The organism is Corallococcus sp. AB038B, from assembly GCF_003668955.1.
Classification (GTDB): domain Bacteria; phylum Myxococcota; class Myxococcia; order Myxococcales; family Myxococcaceae; genus Corallococcus; species Corallococcus exiguus.
In genome coordinates, this window is sequence record NZ_RAWO01000001.1 from 2,187,181 (window position 1) to 2,205,227 (window position 18,047).

The following is an 18,047-nucleotide window of genomic DNA, read 5'->3' on the forward strand; positions in this document are numbered from 1 at the left end:
CCGCCGGTGGGTCCGGTCAGGTGCCGGACGGGCCCAGGCGACGGAGCGACTCCGCCGCCGCCTCGCGCAGCTCCTCTTCCGGGGCCTGCGCGAGGGCCCGCAGCGCCGCGGGCACTTCATCACCCGGGTAGGCGATCTCCCCCAGCCGCTGGGCCGCCAGCACCCGGTCCTTCACCGCTCCACGCCGCAGTTCCTCCAGCAGGAAGCCCTTGTAGAGCCCCAGGAAATGATTCTCCGCCTCCAACATGCCCGCGCAGAGCGACCGCAGGTGCGCCACGTCCTCGGCGGCCTCCGGCACCCGGTAGCCCCAGCGCTTGCGGGCCGCGTAGATCTGCTCGTACAGGGGCGTCCACGCGTCGTTGACGAGCTCGCGGTGCGCCTCGATGGCCTCGCGCTTGGAATACGTGTACCCGCCCGCCTTCACCGCCACCTCGGCCGTCGCCAGCCGGCAGGCCAGGGTGACCAGCTCCTTGAAGCCCCGGTGCGACTGACCCTGGGCATCCAGCACCTCGCGGTGGTCGTAGCCGTAGAGCTCGCCGCGCGGGTCCGGGTAGATGAGCGGGAAGCGCAGGGGCTCGCCCTCGGCGCGGGCCCGGGCGCGCTCCATGAAGACGTAGGGCCGGTGCATGCAGTAGCGGATCCACGCGTCCAGCGGCATCAGCGGGATGCGCTCCCGGAGGTCCTCGCCCATGAGCAGCAGCGACGTCTTCTTGAGGTTGACGGCGCCCTCCTCCAGCAGCTGCTCCTCCTCCACCGCGTTCGCGTCCAGCGACAGCGGGCTCAGCGGGCTCACGTGCCGGCGGAAGTGCTCGAAGCGCCGCCGCTCTCCCGGCTGGAACCGGCCCTTGAAGACGAGCGTCAGGTCGATATCGCTCTCGCCCACGGCCTCGCTCGTCGCGTGGCTCCCCAGCAGGTAGCAGGCCTGGAGGCGGCCCGGGAACACCATCTGGAACAACCCCAGGAAGCCGAAGAAGACGGCGTTGAGGTTCATGTCCTCCGTGAAGCCCACCAGCGACAGCTCTTCATCCATCACGTGAATTCCCCATCCTTTGCCTGCGCCGCGGCCGGCATCCTAGGAGCCGCACGGCTCCCGGCGCGAGCCCGCGCGTCCCAGCCCCAGCGTCCCACAGGAGCAGTCCATGGTCCGTGACTTCACGCAGTCGGAGGTACAGAGCCTTTGCGAGTTGCTCGGCGTGAGCGACCTGCGCGACCCGGACGCGGCGGTGGTGAAGACCCCTCCGCTCATCGAGGACGTGCGCCGCGTCCTGAAGCTCCCGGTGCTGCCCCACAGCCACCTGCTGGATGAGCAGACCTGGATGATGGGCGGACGTGTCACGCGGTGGCTCGGCGGGGAGATGAGCACGTCGGTGGACGATGGGGACTACGACCTCTTCTCCGGCTCGTTCCCGGCCATGGAACGCACCCTGAACCGCATGCTGGAGACGGGCTACTCCATCACCCGGGTGCAGTACATGAATCCCTGGCCGGGCATCCCGGTGCCGCGCATGCTGCGCCGCAAGCCATCCCCCGTGCGCAAGCCCCCGAGGAACGCGTCCGTGCCGGACCTGCCAGGGCTCCTGTTGCGGACGATGCCGGATGGCCGCGACATGTACTGCATGCGCCTCACCTCACCGGAGAGGCATGTCATCCAGTTCATGTACATTCCGTCGCTCTTCCCGGACGGGGCCAGGCCGGACACGCTCATCGAGCAGACGGACCTCAGCATCTGCCAGTTCACCCTGGACGGCGCCTACCTGCGCGCGGGTCCCCACTCGTGGTCCGACTTCGTCCGGCATCGCCTCCGCGTGGTCCACATGCGCAGTGGCCGCCGCACCGCGGGCCGCCTGTTCAAATACGCCGCCCGCGGGTTCTGGCCCGACGCGCGGACCGTCCAGACCGTCTATGGCCGGTGGCTGTCCGAGGCGCTGAAACGCGGAGGAAATCCCGCGCGTTTCAAAGCCTGACCCGACGCGACACATCCCTGTACTTCTTGTGAATCCAGGTATGCTTGACAGTACTGGAAAAATAGCTCAATTGGATACACGCGCAGTGTTTTTGTTCACATGCGGCATCAGCGCTTCTCGCTGCCTGGGTTGGGGCGAGCAGGTTCCAGGATCGACATGAAGAACGTGGCCGTCGATGAGATTGAGTACATCGAGTTGTGCGTTGGAGATCTCCTCCAGTCGACCCGCTTCTTCACGGACGCGCTGGGTTTCCGTCGCGTCGCGGAAGGCGGTCCGGAGACGGGGCTCGAGGCGCAGCGCTGCGTGCTGATGCAGCAGGGCCGCTGCCGGGTGCTGCTGACGCAGGGGCTCACCCCCGAGTCGCCCTCGTCCGAGTACGTCCAGCGTCACGGTGACGGCGTGCGGGACATCGCGCTGCGCACCCCGGACCTGGTGGCCACCTACGCGCACGTCATCGAGCGCGGCGCCCATCCGGTGCGCGAGCCCGCCATCCTCCAGGACGGCCACGGTCGCCGCGTGCTGAAGGCCACCGTGCAGGCCATGGGCGACGTGGTGCACTCGCTCATCGAGCGCGAGGGGCCCTGGGAGGGCTTCCTGCCCCCGGGCCTGCGCGCGGTGGACGCGCCTCGGTCTCCGGCGAAGGAGCTGTTCTCCGGCCTGGACCACGTGGCCATCTGCCTGACCCCGGGCACGCTGGACGCCATGGTGCGCTTCTACACGGAGGCCTTCGGCTTCCGGCAGTCGCACGAGGAGAACGTCAAGACCCACGGCAGCGGGATGAACTCCAAGGTGGTGCAGAGCCCCTCCGGGCGCATCTGCTTCCCCATGCAGGAGCCCATCTCCCACGAGAACCCGGGGCAGATTGGCGAGTTCCTCGCGCGCCACGGCGGACCGGGCGTGCAGCACCTGGCCATGCTCTCCCCGGACATCGTCGCCAGCGCGCGGCAGCTCCGGACGCAGGGCATCGAGTTCCTGGACATTCCGGCCGCCTACTACGATCGGCTCGAGGGGCGGCTCGGCCCCATTCCCCTGGACCTGGGCCCGCTGCGCGAGATGGGCATCCTGGTGGACCGGGACCCATGGGGCCTGCTGTTGCAGTCCTTCACGCGCTCGGTGCACCCGCGGCAGACGCTCTTCTTCGAGGCCGTGGAGCGCAAGGACGCGCGCGGCTTCGGCGGCGCCAACATCCGCGCCCTCTACGAGGCCGTGGAGCACGAGCTGAGCCGGGCCGAGTCCTGAGCGCTTCGGCGCGTGCGAAGGCGTGGTACTGACGCCCGCACCATGCCAAAGCACTGGAGTCCAGACGCCTCGTTCGTCGACGCCTGCGTCGGCCTCAACCGCGCCGTCTGCGTGGCGGTCGCCCACGAACCTTGCAATCCCTGAGCATTGGCGAGAGCGGCCTGTGCGCCGTCGGCCCGAAGGACCTGTTCCTCTACGACGGCGCGGCCTGGACGCGGATCGACTGACGGGCAGTCACGGAACAGACGCGCGGCGGCGTGGTCAAGGCGGCGCCCTCTGTATTGAGCGTATGGCGGTTACCGCCCCAACAGCAGTCCCTTCGCGGTTTCCACGAAGCGGCGCAGGGGCACCGACTGCTGGTTGCGGCTTGGGTAGTAGAGAAAGTACCCCGGCACCATGGGGGCATATTCCTCGAGCACGACCTCGAGTTCTCCCCGACGCAATTCATCGCGGATCCAGGCTTCCGGCGAGTACGCGAGGCCGAGCCCTCGCTTCGCAAGCGTCGAGCACAGGAGTCCGTCGTTGGTTGCAATGCCGCCGCGCACCGGAACGCGCCAGGACTTGCGACCCCGCTCCAGTTCCCACGCGTACAGCGCGCCAGTTGTCGGCGACCGGAACGTGATGCACTCATGCTCGAGCAGGTCCTCGGGGCGCCGCGGACGGCCGTGCTTGGCCAGGTAGCCGGGTGAGCCGACCACGACGAAGCGGAAAGGCTCTGTGAGTCGCACTTGCACCATGTCACGCTCAATGCTCTCGCTGAGGCGAACGCCGGCGTCGTAACCGCCTGCGACGATGTCCACGAAGCGCTCGTCGAGAACGAGCTCGATCTCGACACGAGGGCATCTCTCACGGAACGTTGGCAGCACGGGTTCAAGGATGAGCGACACCGCCGCATGCGGCACTGAGAGCCGGAGTCGCCCGACGACCTCACCCTGCTTCGCGGAGACCTCCGCGAGCGCGGCGGCGGTCTGGGCGAAAACGGGGCCGACACGGTCGACGAGGCGGCGCCCAGCGTCCGTAAGAGAGACGCTCCGCGTCGTGCGCTGAACGAGTACCACCCGCAGGCGCTCCTCGAGCTGCTGCACGGACTGACTCACGGCCGAGCGCGAGATGCTGAGCTCGCGAGCGGCGCCGACGAAGCTGTTGGCACGGGCGACCGCCAGGAATGCCTGGAGCTGCGTAAACGGGATGTCGTCCATGACCTTGCTTCGGCCCGTGCGGCCTTGATTGTCAAGTTCAGTTTACCAAGGCATCCATTACTGGGCCCTTTTGCATCAAGGGCGTTGGGCACATGTTGAGTCCGGAAGGCAGCGAAACGATGACGAGGCTGGATGGAATCTGGCCGGGGCCGAGAGGCCAGGCGCCCGAAGCCTATGCCTGGTAGCCGTGCGGCCACAGGTTCTCGAGGGCCTGCCTCGCGGTCTGTATCCCAACATCAATCTGGAGAGCGAGACATGAATCCGACGTATGACTTCAAGGGGCAGGTGGCCCTGGTGACCGGCGCGGCGATGGGAATGGGCCTCGCCACGGCGCGAGCCTTCGCACAGAGTGGAGCCTCTGTGGTGCTGGCGGATCGTGATGGGGAGCTAGCTGCGAAGGAAGCCGCGAAGATCGTCGAAGAAGGCGGTATCGCCATCGGTGTGGCCTGCGACGTCACCGACGAGGCGCAGGTCGCCGCCGCGGTCGATCGGACAGTGACGGAGTATGGCCGGCTCGACATGGCGTTCAACAACGCTGGCATTCAGGTCCCCCCGAGTGACGCCGCGGAGGAGCCGGCGGAGAATTTTCATCGTGTCATGGCGGTCAACCAGTTCGGTGTTTGGGCGAGCATGAAGCACGAACTGCGCGTCATGCGTGAGCAGGGGTCTGGCACGGTCGTGAACAACTCGTCGCTGGGCGGCCTGGTCGGACTCCCACAGCGCGCGGCATACCATGGCACCAAGCACGCGGTGCTCGGCATGACCAAGAGTGCGGGCGTTGAGTACGCGCCGCGCGGCATCCGCATCAACGCGGTCTGCCCCGGTACCATCGACACGCCGATGGTGCGGGACATGCTGAAGGGCCAGGCAGACGCGATGGAGGGAATCTTGAAGGAGCAGTCGATTGGACGGCTCGGTCGGGCTGACGAGGTTGCAGCCGCCGTGTTGTGGCTGTGCAGTCCGGGCGCGAGTTTCGTGGTGGGCGTCTGCCTGCCGGTCGATGGCGGATTCACCGCACATTGAGCACGGAGCCGAAGATGTAGCCGTCCCGTGGATCCGCGGACGCGATTCGACGGCGCTCTACGCAGGCAAGGCCCCGTGCCGAAGCGAAAAGAACAGACGCTGATTCCTCATGGCCTTCCCGCTCCTCACGGCATGAAGGCGGGTGTGGCTGCCATCCACTCCGTGTCAGTACGGTCTTCTGCTATGAAGCCCGAGCGGTCGATAGGAGGGGGTGGTCTCTTGAGACGGGTTGCAAGCTATGCGTGGGTGGTCCTCGTTGCAGTTGGGTGCATGCATAAGCCTCAGGGGTACCAGGCGAACGGGGTGACCCTGACAACGAGGGAGGCGGCCGCGGCCTCTGGCTTCAAGCCGTGGAAGCTGTCGGTTGCCTTCGGTGCCAAGCAGGATGGTACCCAGCTGCTGCTCGACTTCATGAAGCGCGCGGAAGCCGCAGGGGGGCACTACGTCAGCGACGTGCACATCGTGCTGGCGAGTGACCAGGATGGGGAGCCGGTGGAGTGCCGGACAGAGATTGTGCCGGAGTCTTCAGTTGAGACCGGCCGGATGCTTCAAAGTACGCCGGGGCGTACCGAGATGCGGCATCACATGGTTCCTGTCACGAAGACTGTTTTCGAAAGCCAGTTTCAATGTCAGTCCGTCACGGAGCCACGCACTGTCTCGGAAACCTACTACGAGAGTCAGTATGACCCGTCCTCGAAGACGACCCGCTCCGTGCCGCGCACGCGAATGGTGACGCGCTTCGAGCACCGTCAGAAATGCGGTCACGTGCCCATGATGCGTACCGTGACGCGCTTTGAGTATCAGTTCCGCAGCGAGTACATCCCGCCTCGCTTGGAATTGGTGTCGCGCCAGTACACCCGGTGGAGCCTGAAGGAGACGCTGCCTACGTGCGCGCCACATTCGCCGCGGACGGGTGACTCGCCCGCGATGCCCCACCGAGTCGAAGGTGAGGTGTACGGTTGCTCGCTCGAACAGGCGCCTGATGCAGGCTCCGCGACATCGGTCGCGGAGTTCGGGAAAGCAGTCTCTTGCAAGGGTTACCAGCTGTCTCCACCGCAGGAGTAGCCCGCGCCGTCACAGCGAACCCAGCCAGGGGACCCCGGCGAGTCTGACCGGTAATCGCACTCGTACTGTCCCGTGCAACTCACCGTCATGCCGTTCTCGCAGATCAGCGACAGGTAGCAGGGGCCCGGGTAGTCGTCCGGCCTCGCGTCTGGTTCGACGGCCATGGCGAACGCGGGGATCATCGTGCCGAATCCAATAACGACGCCTAGCATGACAGCGAGCCACTTGGACATGGGGAATGGCCTTTCGTATGGACAGCCGCGCGAGGCTACCACCTGGGAGGCACCTGTCGCGTAGGGCCCCCTCCAGGGCGGACTTGCTTTGTTGCTGCGCGGACACCTGCCATCTCAGGCATTACGCTGCGGTCGAAATGGGAGCAGGCACAGGTCCTGCCCGGCTCAACTGAACCGAAAGCTGATCCGAAGTAGCGCATCGAGCTCAGCGAGCCTGTCGCCCTGCTCCTCGCGCTCATCCATGATTGCGGTGAGGAAGGCGGTCTGTTCGGACGACAGGCGCGTGTGGTCTACGACGGAGAGAGGTGGGCCGCTGACGAGGAGGAACATGGCACCGCCTCCTGGGCTGAGATCCACGAAGACGTAACCTTCACCAAGCGTCGAGAACCATTTCGGAGTGCGGGAAGCGGTGCGTACAAGGTAGTCGAGCCGCAGTGAGATGAGCCGGGTGGTCTTGCGGCCCCGCGATGCAGCGGTGTGACCGCGCCCGGCCGGGTAGCCGAGCAGGGAGCGGCTCTGAAGGTCCTTGAGCCAGGCCAGGCTCCACCGAGGCTCAACGCGCCGGGTGAGTTGGGCCGCGGCATGGTCCGCCGACAGGTCCAACTGCATCAGCGTCGACTCGCCCGCTGCCTCTCGCAGGAGGTCCACCATGCGCTTCTGGCCAATGTTTTGTTGCACGTGAACCCACTCGTGCAGGAAGTACAGCATGGCGGTAGCCAGGAGCTCTTCCTTGTCAGAGATACTGGCCACCATCTGCTGATAGCTCGGCTCGTGGAGGGTGACGCAGTCGCCGCGCACTTCGACTTGAGCCTCCTGGGGCAGCGCCGCGAAGCGCACGTCTCGCGCCCCCTGGAACATCCGAGGCAGATCGATACCGAAGACGGGCTCGGTCCACGGCAGGTGAAGGACACGGCGGAACTCATCCTGGAGCCAACTCAGAGAGGCTGTGTTGCGACGGGTGAAGTCAGGCCGCTCCAACTCAAGGGTGAGCACGGCTCGAAGGGCGTCCGGGGTCCCTCCAAGTTCGTTGAGAAGTCGCAACGCTAGAGGCGTGTCGTCCGTCAGAGGGGCCGCCTCGAGTGCTTCCTTGAGACCGGTGGCCACCGCCGCGTCCAGACCCGGTACGGCCGTGAGCTTCAAGAGCGGCTCCAGGTCCTTCCTGGCACGCAGCCCATGAAGACGAATCCATTCTTTGACCAGATGGTGTGCCCAGTCCGCTACCGCTGTGGGCGCGTTCGTTTCACCTGCCGCGGTGCCCAGAATCTCCAGCGCGCAGAAGAGAGGAGACACAGTGAGGAACCGCAAGGGCTTTGACTGCCCAGGAGGATGCTGGAATGCCAGCCGCCAGGTGACTGGATGAAAGCGGTCGTTGGAGCCATGGGCGATGGCCTCGAAGCGCCCATCGACGAGCCCCTGGAGAATGGCCTGACTCGCCCGAGGCAGCTTCTCCGGAACCTCCAGCGGATGGGAACAGTGCTCGGCCCACCAGTTTCCACGGTACAGCGCAGCCACCAACTCGCAAATGAGCGAACCTGGAGCACCTTCCTCAAGTACACGCTCCGCCACTTGCCAGAAGAGCTCCATGTACTGAGTCCCGACGCTCCCCTCGGATCTGGATTGAAGAGAGAGGAACCGAAGAACGAGCTGAAGCTCCGCAGGCTTTCCCTCGGCGAGGCACTCCAACAGCATGGCGAGCAATGGCCCCTGCCCTGGCTGGCGAAGTTCCGCTGCGCCCTTTTCAATCATCCACTGAGCCAGGGGAACGAAAGACCTGAGCAGATCGGTGCGCCGGCGCAGCTCCAGGAGGTGCTGTTCTTGCGCGCTCTGCTCCTGTGCTGTTCTGTCTTTGCTGGATTCCGCTTGTGAGCGGAGGCCGAAGATCTGACTGAGGGTCTCGATAGACCGGTCTCGAATGCCGGCAACAATCGAGAGATGGCTCCGGGTGGCATTCAGGATCTTGGCCACCAGTCCCGCGTCTCCAGCCTTGGCGCTCTGCGCAATCCATCCCACCAGCGGATCGAGGACCGGTCCAATGGAGGCCGCGGTAGAAGGAGCGGCGATGAGCTCCGCGAAAACGGGCGGCAGGAAGTCATGATGGTCGGCGCGAATGGGCACTCCCATCAACTGTCGGGCCAGCCTGGCCACCAGCGCAGTGGCCATACCGCTGCGCCCGGAATGTCTGTCGACCCCGCACGCGACCTCGACCCATAGGGCAGGCGCGGCTGTCCACGTCTGGTCCTCCAGCCGGCTTTCGAGGACGACTGAAGCCTCTGCCGGAGAGAGTCCTGCGGCGTAGTGCAACTGCGCCGCAACGTTGCCTCTGAATGCTTCCGCGGGAATCATGGAGTCCTCGTCTTGGCGCAGTCTACACTGCAAGGCCCACTGGAAGCGCCTGCGGAGCATCAACAGCCTTGAGTGCCTCCACGGCGAGGTGAAGCGCCGCATCCGCTCCGTGGGCGCCTTTCCCGGCCGCGCCAGCGCCCTGCGCCTCATCACCGCGGTCGCCCACGAAGTCACCGGCCCGCCGGACGCCGATGGAGTGTGCCGGAGCGTGGCGAGAGAATCCCCACCACGCTCCGGCGTGGGGCTCACAACGTCTTCATGTACTCGATCAGCGCGGTGCGCTCCGCATCGGTCAGCACGTCGGTGAACGTGTGGCCCGAGTTCGACTGGCTGAACATCCGGGTGTTGTAGATCTTGCGATCCTCGATATCCGAGTTCGAGAAACTCGGGGCCACGATGCTGCCGAGGAGATTCCAGGCCAGCGCGCCGTTGCCGTACAGCAGCGACAGCCCGCTCTCGATGAGCGGCGTCTCGTTCGGATCCCACGGATTGCAGTGGTTGAACGGCGAGAAGGTCAGGTAGCTGCACGGAATCGTGTCGTACTTCCACCCAACCTTGGTCTGCTCATAGGCCTTCGCGAGGTCGGTCTCGAATCCCATCACGACGCCGAGCCTCGGCGACTTCGACTTGCGACGCCAGATCCGCGGGCGGTCCGACGACTTGAGCAAGCTCCAGAGGTCGGGCACCGAGCCGTTGTGGAAGTAGGGGGCGGACGCCCAGATACCGTAGAGCGGCTGCGCGAGATAGCCGATCATGTTGTATTTGTCGGCGCACCCGTCCTGACCGTTGTACCCGAAGAAGCTGTACCGGGCCTGCGTCGCGATGGCTCCGTCGTTGGCAAGCAGTCGGGCGTCATCGGTGTCGAGGACCCCGATGGGCGTGACGTTGGCCGCCATGCCCTCGAACAAGGGATTGGCGAGGAAGTTCGGATCGTTCACGTAGCGCGGCGCGTAGGCTCCATGGCAACTCGCGCACGAGCCGTTTCCGGCCTGCTGCGGCTTCACGACCGGGTTGTTGCGGTTCGCTGCCCACAGATCGAGCGTGTGGAACAGGATCGACCCCTGCTGCGCGAGTGCCGTGTTGACCGGCAGAGGGTAGGCCGGCGACTTCAGACCGAGCATCCAGGTGTTCGCCTGGTACTCGTTGTCGAGGATCCAGTCGTAGCCTTCCTGGTAGTTCGGCAGTGCGGCGCCCGGCATGTACCACGAGAGCTCGATGCGCGTGGCGTCGCTGCTCATCCCGGCGTCGAAGAACTTCACCGGCCGGTGCCCGAGGTTCCACCAGTTCGGCGGGTCTTCCGTGCCGGTCGAGCCGGCCGCCCAGACCTCCGGATTGAGGAAGACGCCGGGGATCGTCCCGTCGGGGTCGAAGATCGTGAGCAGGGCGAAGAGCTGGAAGTTGGTGATGTTCCCCGTGCCGCGGATGCGGTTCAGGGAGGCGATCGTGAAGGCGGGGTTGAGGCCTCCGAGCTCGCCCAGGAACAGGGTCACGTCGGTGAGGCCGTTGGTGCCGTGTAACGCCCCCAGGCCCGCGCCGTCGCTCGCCTTGCCAATCTGGCCGCTGTGACAGACCGAACACGTGACGCCGATCTGTCCGCTCCACGAGCCGTCGGGGTTGCGTGTCTGGGTCAGTGCCATCGGCAGCTGGCCGGAGCCACCGTTCGTGTGGTTCGGATTCTCGAACGGGAGAGGATACGGATTGCGCTGTGGGCTGAGAGGGATGCCGTAGCGCTCGGCGACGAGGGTGTCGAAGTCGGAAGGGCGAAACGGCAGGCCCCACTTCAGCCACAGCGCATTGTACTGGGACGCCGACATCGACCAGAGACTCCAGGCGGAATGGCCGCTGAACTCCCAGCCTGCATCGGGACTTCCGTTTCCGCCGAGCAGCCGCCCTCCAGCCGCGCTGCTCGACCGCAGCTCGCCACACGTCAGCGGAGCCCGGTTCATGCACGCGTTCCACCCCACGTTGAAGACGACGTTCTTGTTCGACGTCGGCGTCACGAGTGTCCGTGGGTCGGGCGGTAAGAGCGTCGCATCGGATTTGCCTGTACAGAAATCGAACCAGTAGTGCCCGCCACGTTTGCTGCCGAGCAGGTCCGATTGAGCTGCCGCGGGTGTGACGCCCGCGCTCACAAAACACATCGCGACGAGAACGCTTCGAGTCAGACGTGCCGCCATGACGTCCCTCCTCCTGACATCCTGTGGGTCGGTCGGATGGGGCCTCGGTCCGACCGGGTGGGCGCGTGCTCGAAGACGCCAGTTTCCGAGTCGCACAGTGCGTATGAGTTCACTTCACATGTGCTCCGGAAAGGGACATTTGTCGCGAAAGTGTCGTAGGCGACATTTGTCGCTTAATGGCCTCTAGTGAGGATGCCCTCGGCCAGCGCCAGGCTCCGCCTGGGTTGTCGAGCGAACCCTGGCGTGGAAGAACCCGCTCCGCCGACTTCGAGTCGCGACGAACGCAATGGAGTCAAGCGCCATGGCTGACGATGCGCGTCAATCCGCCCCCAACCCAGATTTCGTGGCGCGCAAGCCGCAGCAGCAGCGCGCCAAGGTCCGGGTCGATGCCGTGCTCCAGGCGGCGGAGGAACTGCTGCTCGAATCAGGGCTTTCGGCCTTCTCGATCCCGACGCTGGCGGAACGTCTCGAGTACCCTCGATCGACGATCTACAAGTTCTTTCCGACCCCCCAAGCCCTGCTCAACGAGCTCGCGGAGCGCCAACTCGGGGCGCTGGAAGCGCACCTGACGCGCCATGCCCAAAACCTCGCGGGGGCCAAGGACTGGCAGGAACTGATCACGCGCATGGTTCATGCGGCGGCGGATTTCTACCGCACGCATCCGGCGGCGCAGGTCGTTCTGCTGACCGGGCCGGTCTCGGATGTGAGCTTTCGCGCGCTCGAATCCACGATCGCGCGCCTCGGCACGCTCGCGCGCAGCCTGCTCGCGACGCGTGGCATCAACATCCCGCGGGGGGCGCCGGACATCGCAGCGCTGGCGGTGGAGTTCGGCACCGCGAGCCTACGTACGTCCTTCTACCTTCATGGCCGCATGACGAACGAATACACCCAGGCCGCGGCCGACGTGATGCAGTCATTCCTGGCAATGCGGCTGGGATTGCCGCTGCGCTGATAGGCCTTACCGGTGGGGAGGGCCTTTCAAGAAGCTCACGGGGTGACAAACAACCGGGGGCGGGCGCTTTACGGCCTCTGTGGAGGTGAGGTCGGGTAAGGCGCCTGCGCGACTTTCGGTGCGCCGCGCGCGAAGCACGCGGCGCACCGATTCTCCTACCGAGACCGCGCTGAAATCAGGGCACACCGCCCCATCGCGGTATCGCGGACAGCGACTTAGAGTCCGTTGGGGACCACGGTCACGGTGCCGGAGCCCCTGTTGGTCAGGATGAGATCGGCGTACCCATCCGCGTCCATGTCCGCGGTGGCGATGGCGTTGAGGCCAGGCGAGGCGCCGGTCGTGACGACGGTGCCCGAGGTGAAGCCTCCGCTGCCGTTGCCGGTCATCGGGCGGACGCCGCCCGAGGCCGTGGTCACGAGGATGTAGGCGTCGAGCTTGCCATCGCCGTTGAAGTCACCGGCCACGACGCCCAGCGCCGAGTTGGTGGCCGTCGTGGCCGCGGCGGTTGACTGAGCGCCGCTCGCGAAGGTGCCGTTGCCGTTGCCTTGGAAGAAGAAGAGGTACCGGCCGGCCGCGCCGTTCGAGAGGATGTCGAGCGTGCCGTCGCCGTTGGCGTCGCCGAAGGCGATGCCCGCCGTCTGGCCGCCGGCGGAATTGCTGTAGGCGACGGGTGCGGCGAACGTGCCGTCTCCCTGGTTGATGAGGACCGACAGGCGTGCGCTGGAGGGGCTCGTCACCACGATATCGGAGAAGCCATCGCTGTTCAGGTCACGGCAGGCGATGCTCGACTGCGCGCCACCGGTGTTCTGGATGCCGATGAACGTGGGCGCGCCGAAGTTGCCCGCGCCGCTGCCGATGAGCACGCTCACCTGGTTCTGGGTCACGCTGGTCGTGGCGATGTCAGCCACCCCGTCGTGATCGAAGTCCCCGGTGCAGAGGTGGACGGAGCCCGGGGTGCCAGTGGTGAAGCTCGTCGGCGTGCCGAAGGTCCCGGGCGCGCTCGAGCCCAGGTTCTTGTAGACGCTGATGTTTCCGTTGATGAGGGGCAGGTTGGTCTGGCCGTTGACGGTGACGGCGTCGAGCCACCCGTCGCCGTCCACGTCCACGGCCACGACCGCGTTGCTGGAGAGCGAGGCGCTCCCGTAGTTGACCTCCGACTGGACGCTGGCGTCGCCATTCCCGAGGAAAACGGAGAGCGAGCCAGAGGGAGTCTGGGTCGACGCGGATTCGGCATTGGCCACCAGGATGTCGAGCTTGCCGTCGCCATTCACATCGGCGACCGCCGGGGCCAGCGGGCTGTGGTTCGCGGGGGAGCTGACCGGCGTGCCGGGGACCTGGCCGGTGGGGGCGGTCTGGCAGGTGGCGTTCGAGCATATCTGCCCCGTCGAGCACACGATGCCGCAGGCGCCGCAACTGTCGGCGTCGCTCTGGAGGTTCACCTCGCAGCCGTCGGACGAGTTCGCGTTGCAGTCCGCGAGGGTGCCTGAGCAAGACTGGCAGATGTTCCCCTCGTAGGTGGGCGCGCACTTGCAGGTGTAGCTACCCACGCCGTCGATGCAGGTGCCACCGTTCAGGCAGGGGTTTGCGGCGCACTCGTCGATGTTGGTGCAGGTCACGCCGTCGCCCTCGTACCCCGCATTGCAGGCGCAGGTGAAGGAGCCCCCGATGTTGGTGCAGGAGGCGTTGTCGTTGCAGTTGTCGGTACCGGCGGCGCACTCGTCGATGTCGGTACACACTGTCGGCTCTCCCGTGCAGGTGTAGCCCGGCTCCAACTGGCAGACGCTGTTGCAGCCGTCTCCCGAGAGTTGATTGCCGTCGTCACAGACTTCGAATCCGCCCAACACTCCATCTCCACAGAAGACTCGTAGCGACGTTTCCACCGCGTCCACCAGGTAGAGCGCGAGCACCGCGCCTCTCAGGCGCACGTAGCGATAGGGCACGTTCCCCGGGTACGTCGCCACCGCGATATGCGTCCCCAGGCCCAGCTCCTTCAGGTGCAACGTGCTGGAGCCGATGAAGGTCCCATCCGCCTTCAGGAAGTCCACCTGGGCCACGAGTGCCAGCGTGAGTCCCCGGTAGTAGACGCGCAGGTCTCCGGTGCCTTCCTCTCCCTGGCCCAGGTCCAGGACCAGCGCCGAGTTGAGCACGCTCAGCATGGTCGCGGCCTGCCCGTCCGGAGCGCCCAACGCCGCGCTCGCGTTGAGCACCGCCGCCGTGGTGCTTGACACCACCGCGTCCGCATACGGGTCCCACGTCAAGGAGGCTTCCGGCCGCTCACGCGTCAACGCCTCGTCACCCGCTTGCGACACCCCATCCTCCGGAGGACCTGCCTTCTCATCGAGGGACTCCACGGCACACGCCCCCAGCGACAAGGCCAGCGCCACGCCCAGTCCCCATGACCACAGCACACCAGGATGACTTCGCATCGAGTGTCTCCCTCCGAGGAACAGGATGAAGCCCAGAATGGCCCCCCCTCCTCATGGAATGAACGACACCATTCCGTGCTCCCCGCTGCCAGGCACGCAACACTATGATGGCAAACGTTCTCGGGCTGCCAGCCAACAAGCCCTGGAGGACCATCGACAGAAAGTCCATGTCATGCCTGTGTCCGTCTCCGCGAATCGATGCGCAGAGATGGGAATGGTAGCGCATCGCCAACAGTGCCGGTGAGCCCCAGGTGCGCGGCCAAGCGTCAAACCTTCGAGTGGAGGTGACGCCAGCACAACCGGAAGTGCCAGTCATCCAGGCGCGGCATAGGCAAACGAGGAGGACTTCCCCCGCCCCCCGCCCGTTCGCGGAGGCGAACCGGATGCTCGGAGCCCCAAAGGCGCTGAAATGCCTCCCCCGCTTCCTGGTGGAGCCCTTGCGCCTGGGCTTGTCATGAACTGCCGTTACGCCTGGAGCCCGAGGTCTAGAGTTGAAATATGTACGGGGAATCCACATGTGTCCGTTCGCCTTGGCGCTCATGAGTCCAGACGCAGTGCATCCTCCATGCGGCGGAGTCTCCGGGGTATGTCGCGAATTGATGACGGTCCTTAATTTCAAACGACAAATGTCAGAGTGGTGTGGTTGTCTCCTGCTCCCCGGAATGCCTTCCGGAAAGGAGGCACCATGCTTCGAAGCACATTGAAGTCCGCGCTGGTTGCACTGTTCATCCCCAGCCTGCTCCTCACCGCCTGCGGTGAGGGATTGGAGTCGCGTCCCGCCCTGGACCCGGAGATGGCCCGAGTGCCTGCTGGCGCCCCGGTTCGCGAGGGCTACGCCTGGAACGCCGCGAGAGGGAAGCTGGTGCCAGTGAAGTACGCCGAGGTGGATGGTCTGGCCATCCTTGAGGGAGACATGGTTCTCGGCACGGTGGAGGAGATGGAGGCGCGCGTGCGCGAGGTGAAGGCCCGGGGAGGTATCCACGCCCAGGGGGTCCAGGCCCAGGGCGTTGCCATCACCGGAGCAAACTTCCGCTGGCCCAACTCCGAGGTGCCCTACACCATCGACGCGGCTGTGCCAAACCAGGCGCGAATCACGGACGCCATCAATCACTGGCAACAGCGTACGCACCTGCGCTTCGTGCAACGCACTGTGCTCAACGCGGCGCTGTACCCGAACTACGTCAATTTCCAGACGGGCACCGGGTGCAGTGCCCACGTGGGACGGATTGGTGGCAGGCAGATGGTGTCGCTGGAGGCCGCGTGCAGCACGGGCAACATCATCCATGAAATCGGACACGCCCTGGGTCTGTGGCACGAGCAGTCGCGCGAGGACCGCAATACCTACGTGCTCATCCGGCCCGAGAACATCACTGCGGGCTATGAGCAGAACTTCAGCCAGCAGATCGCCGACGGTGACGACATCCTCGCCTATGACTACGGCTCCATCATGCACTACCCGAGGACGGCGTTCTCGAGGAATGGGCTACCCACCATCGAGCCACTGGGGGGGCAGGCCATCGGGCAGCGCGATTCGCTGAGCATCACGGACGCGGCAACCGTGGCGCGTCTCTACTCGAGAACCATCTCCCTGCGTGCCTTGCGCGGCCACTACGTGGTGGCCGAGGGCGGCGGCGGCGGCGCGGTGAACGCTAATCGTGCCGCCGTGGGTCCCTGGGAGAAGTTCCAACTGGTGGACCGCAACGGGTTCGAACTGCAGACCGGCGACCTCATCCACCTGCAGACGGCCTCAGGTAACTATGTCATGGCCGTGAACGGTGGCGGCTCGGGGGTGACAGCCACCCCCACGGCGCCTGGCAACTATGAAACCTTCCGCATCTTGAAGATAGCCGGCACGGGCCTGCTCACCATCGGCACCGGAGACACCGTGGCCCTGTCGACGAACGATCTCCTCACCCCCCGCTACCTGTATGCCGATAACGGTGGCGACGGCTCGGTGTATGCCGCCGGCGCCGCCGTGGGGCAATGGGAGCAGTTCACCATCACCTTCTACTGAGGGACGGGATAGGGCCGAGGAACTCCGGGCGAAAGCAGACACGCGTCTGGGAGGGCGTGGTCGCGGGAAGTACCGTGGCCACGCCCAGGTCCTCGTAGATGAGGGCCGCTCCCGCTCAGTCCGCGTTGAGAGCCATGGAGTCCAATCGCCTGTTCGCGGAGAGTCCTCGCAAGCATCCCAAGGAACTCGCGCCGTCCGTGCAGGCCTTGGTCGAGTATGTGAAGCGTCCCGAGAACGACTTCCTCCGCATCTACATCGGAAGCATGCTGGACGCGGCCAACCAGAAGAACCCCGCTCAACATCAAGACTCCCGCGGACTTCTTCCAGCAGCTCGACAATGCGCTCTACAGCCTTCCGAAATACGATGCGAACTTCATGGCCGCGCTGCCGTTCTACACGGTCCTGCAGCCCTTCATGGAGAACGGCCCCGGTTGGGCTTTCTTCACCAACGAGGGAATCCGGCCCCACTTCTCCGCGATCCTGAAGGCCTATCACGACAAGCTGGAGACGCCCGCCTCCCTCGCCTACATGAATGACTCGTACGGGAACTGGCTCAGCGCGGACGCCCGGGAGTACCTGAGCCTGGACGATTACGTCTGTTCCCCCTCCGCGCCGCATGGCGGCTTCAAGTCCTGGAACGAGTTCTTCATCCGCAAGTTCAAGGACCTCGACGCCAGCCGCCCCCTCGCGCCGGACCCCTCGGGGAAGGCGATCATCAGCCCCGTGGACGGGCAGGTCTGGAAGATCTCCAAGCAGGTGCAGCGCGAGGCCACCTTCGACATCAAGGGCGAGCAGTACTACCTCACGGACCTCCTCAACGAGCCCGCGGACAGTCCCCTGCTGCGGCCCTTCATCGATGGGTTGGCGGTGCAGATCGTCCTGATGCCCTTCAACTACCACCGGTGGCACTCGCCGGTGACTGGCCGGATCAAGAAGGTGCGGACGGTCCCCGGCTTCTTCTTCGCGCAGCCGGCACCGCAGCAGGACTACGCGTCGTCGTTCCCCTTCCTCAGCCACGTCAACACCCGGACGGTTCTCTTCATCGAGTCCGAGAATCCGGCCATCGGAGAGGTCGCCATGGTCTTCGTGGGGCTGACGGAGGTGTCCTCGTGCGTGGCGACGGTCAAGGCGGGTGACCTGGTGCAGCGGGGTGACGAGATTGGCCACTTCGCGTTCGGCGGATCGACCTGCTGCACCCTGTTCGACCGGTCGAAGATCGCGTCCCTCAGCATCACGGACAGTCCCGAGCTGGGCGACGGCGGCGGCGGGTCTGGGGAGAAGCTCGATAACGTCGTGATGGTGAGGCAGAACATCGGGCTCGCGCTGTAGGAGTGATCTCGGTGCCCACGAGACGTGAACGAACCGTGGGCACCAACTCTCGGCTTTTCTCTCAGAGGACTCAAACGCTCTGA

General features: G+C 65.6%; 13 protein-coding genes and 1 pseudogene. 8 read left to right on the top strand and 6 right to left on the bottom strand.

Annotated features, from left to right (window positions below; translation table 11 throughout):
* Positions 1 to 16: 16 nt before the first annotated feature.
* Complete coding sequence (locus D7Y04_RS09125; RefSeq protein WP_147477067.1) at positions 17 to 1,033, bottom strand: hypothetical protein; 1,017 nt, start codon at positions 1,031 to 1,033, stop codon at positions 17 to 19.
* Between the two features lie 106 nt (positions 1,034 to 1,139).
* Between D7Y04_RS09125 and D7Y04_RS09130 the strand changes: the two genes are divergently transcribed.
* Together D7Y04_RS09130 and hppD are read left to right on the top strand one after the other, a co-directional pair.
* Complete coding sequence (locus D7Y04_RS09130) at positions 1,140 to 1,964, top strand: hypothetical protein (protein ID WP_121758968.1); 825 nt, start codon at positions 1,140 to 1,142, stop codon at positions 1,962 to 1,964.
* Between the two features lie 156 nt (positions 1,965 to 2,120).
* A complete protein-coding gene (gene hppD, locus D7Y04_RS09135; RefSeq protein WP_158620785.1) occupies positions 2,121 to 3,203 on the top strand; it encodes a 4-hydroxyphenylpyruvate dioxygenase in 1,083 nt (360 codons plus the stop codon).
* Between the two features lie 296 nt (positions 3,204 to 3,499).
* Here the strand turns inward: hppD and D7Y04_RS09140 are convergent, their stop codons facing one another.
* Positions 3,500 to 4,402, bottom strand: coding sequence for a LysR family transcriptional regulator (locus D7Y04_RS09140; RefSeq protein WP_121758969.1), 903 nt, complete (start codon positions 4,400 to 4,402; stop codon positions 3,500 to 3,502).
* A 255-nt stretch (positions 4,403 to 4,657) separates the two neighbouring features.
* Between D7Y04_RS09140 and D7Y04_RS09145 the strand changes: the two genes are divergently transcribed.
* Complete coding sequence (locus tag D7Y04_RS09145) at positions 4,658 to 5,425, top strand: glucose 1-dehydrogenase (protein WP_121758970.1); 768 nt, start codon at positions 4,658 to 4,660, stop codon at positions 5,423 to 5,425.
* A gap of 303 nt (positions 5,426 to 5,728) precedes the next feature.
* Positions 5,729 to 6,490 (top strand): hypothetical protein, encoded by a 762-nt coding sequence (locus D7Y04_RS09150; RefSeq protein ID WP_147477068.1) that lies wholly within the window; start codon positions 5,729 to 5,731, stop codon positions 6,488 to 6,490.
* Here the strand turns inward: D7Y04_RS09150 and D7Y04_RS09155 are convergent.
* Together D7Y04_RS09155 and D7Y04_RS09160 are read right to left on the bottom strand one after the other, a co-directional pair.
* Complete coding sequence (locus tag D7Y04_RS09155) at positions 6,463 to 6,672, bottom strand: hypothetical protein (RefSeq protein WP_147454759.1); 210 nt, start codon at positions 6,670 to 6,672, stop codon at positions 6,463 to 6,465. The two genes, D7Y04_RS09150 and D7Y04_RS09155, sit on opposite strands and share 28 nt — an antisense overlap.
* A 216-nt stretch (positions 6,673 to 6,888) precedes the next feature.
* Entirely contained in the window at positions 6,889 to 9,066 is a 2,178-nt protein-coding gene (locus D7Y04_RS09160; RefSeq protein WP_121758972.1) for a hypothetical protein, read from the bottom strand.
* A gap of 31 nt (positions 9,067 to 9,097) precedes the next feature.
* Here D7Y04_RS09160 and D7Y04_RS09165 point away from each other — a divergent pair.
* Positions 9,098 to 9,241 (top strand): annotated as a pseudogene (locus tag D7Y04_RS09165) (transposase); the annotation flags it as partial.
* Between the two features lie 70 nt (positions 9,242 to 9,311).
* Here D7Y04_RS09165 and D7Y04_RS09170 read toward each other — a convergent pair.
* Entirely contained in the window at positions 9,312 to 11,243 is a 1,932-nt protein-coding gene (locus D7Y04_RS09170) for a hypothetical protein (RefSeq protein WP_147477069.1), read from the bottom strand.
* 301 nt (positions 11,244 to 11,544) lie between these two features.
* Here D7Y04_RS09170 and D7Y04_RS09175 point away from each other — a divergent pair, with 301 nt between their 5' ends.
* Complete coding sequence (locus D7Y04_RS09175; protein ID WP_158620786.1) at positions 11,545 to 12,195, top strand: TetR/AcrR family transcriptional regulator; 651 nt, start codon at positions 11,545 to 11,547, stop codon at positions 12,193 to 12,195.
* Positions 12,196 to 12,410: 215 nt separating this feature from the next.
* Here the strand turns inward: D7Y04_RS09175 and D7Y04_RS45090 are convergent, their stop codons facing one another.
* Entirely contained in the window at positions 12,411 to 14,621 is a 2,211-nt protein-coding gene (locus D7Y04_RS45090; protein ID WP_199749634.1) for an FG-GAP-like repeat-containing protein, read from the bottom strand.
* A gap of 685 nt (positions 14,622 to 15,306) precedes the next feature.
* Here D7Y04_RS45090 and D7Y04_RS09190 point away from each other — a divergent pair.
* Both D7Y04_RS09190 and D7Y04_RS09195 read left to right on the top strand, forming a co-directional pair.
* The gene (locus D7Y04_RS09190) at positions 15,307 to 16,635 is read left to right on the top strand and encodes a M12 family metallopeptidase (RefSeq protein WP_171806869.1); all 1,329 of its coding nucleotides are present in this window, start codon (positions 15,307 to 15,309) and stop codon (positions 16,633 to 16,635) included.
* A 300-nt stretch (positions 16,636 to 16,935) separates the two neighbouring features.
* Complete coding sequence (locus D7Y04_RS09195; RefSeq protein ID WP_233601373.1) at positions 16,936 to 17,964, top strand: phosphatidylserine decarboxylase family protein; 1,029 nt, start codon at positions 16,936 to 16,938, stop codon at positions 17,962 to 17,964.
* Positions 17,965 to 18,047 lie beyond the last annotated feature (83 nt).

Coding starts and splice junctions, on each gene's coding strand:
- D7Y04_RS09130 (WP_121758968.1), top strand. CDS start 1,140: ATGGTCCGTGACTTCACGCAGTCGGAGGTACAGAGCCTTTGCGAGTTG.
- hppD (WP_158620785.1), top strand. CDS start 2,121: ATGAAGAACGTGGCCGTCGATGAGATTGAGTACATCGAGTTGTGCGTT.
- D7Y04_RS09140 (WP_121758969.1), bottom strand. CDS start 4,402: ATGGACGACATCCCGTTTACGCAGCTCCAGGCATTCCTGGCGGTCGCC.
- D7Y04_RS09145 (WP_121758970.1), top strand. CDS start 4,658: ATGAATCCGACGTATGACTTCAAGGGGCAGGTGGCCCTGGTGACCGGC.
- D7Y04_RS09155 (WP_147454759.1), bottom strand. CDS start 6,672: ATGATCCCCGCGTTCGCCATGGCCGTCGAACCAGACGCGAGGCCGGAC.
- D7Y04_RS09160 (WP_121758972.1), bottom strand. CDS start 9,066: ATGATTCCCGCGGAAGCATTCAGAGGCAACGTTGCGGCGCAGTTGCAC.
- D7Y04_RS09170 (WP_147477069.1), bottom strand. CDS start 11,243: ATGGCGGCACGTCTGACTCGAAGCGTTCTCGTCGCGATGTGTTTTGTG.
- D7Y04_RS09175 (WP_158620786.1), top strand. CDS start 11,545: ATGGCTGACGATGCGCGTCAATCCGCCCCCAACCCAGATTTCGTGGCG.
- D7Y04_RS45090 (WP_199749634.1), bottom strand. CDS start 14,621: ATGCGAAGTCATCCTGGTGTGCTGTGGTCATGGGGACTGGGCGTGGCG.
- D7Y04_RS09190 (WP_171806869.1), top strand. CDS start 15,307: ATGCTTCGAAGCACATTGAAGTCCGCGCTGGTTGCACTGTTCATCCCC.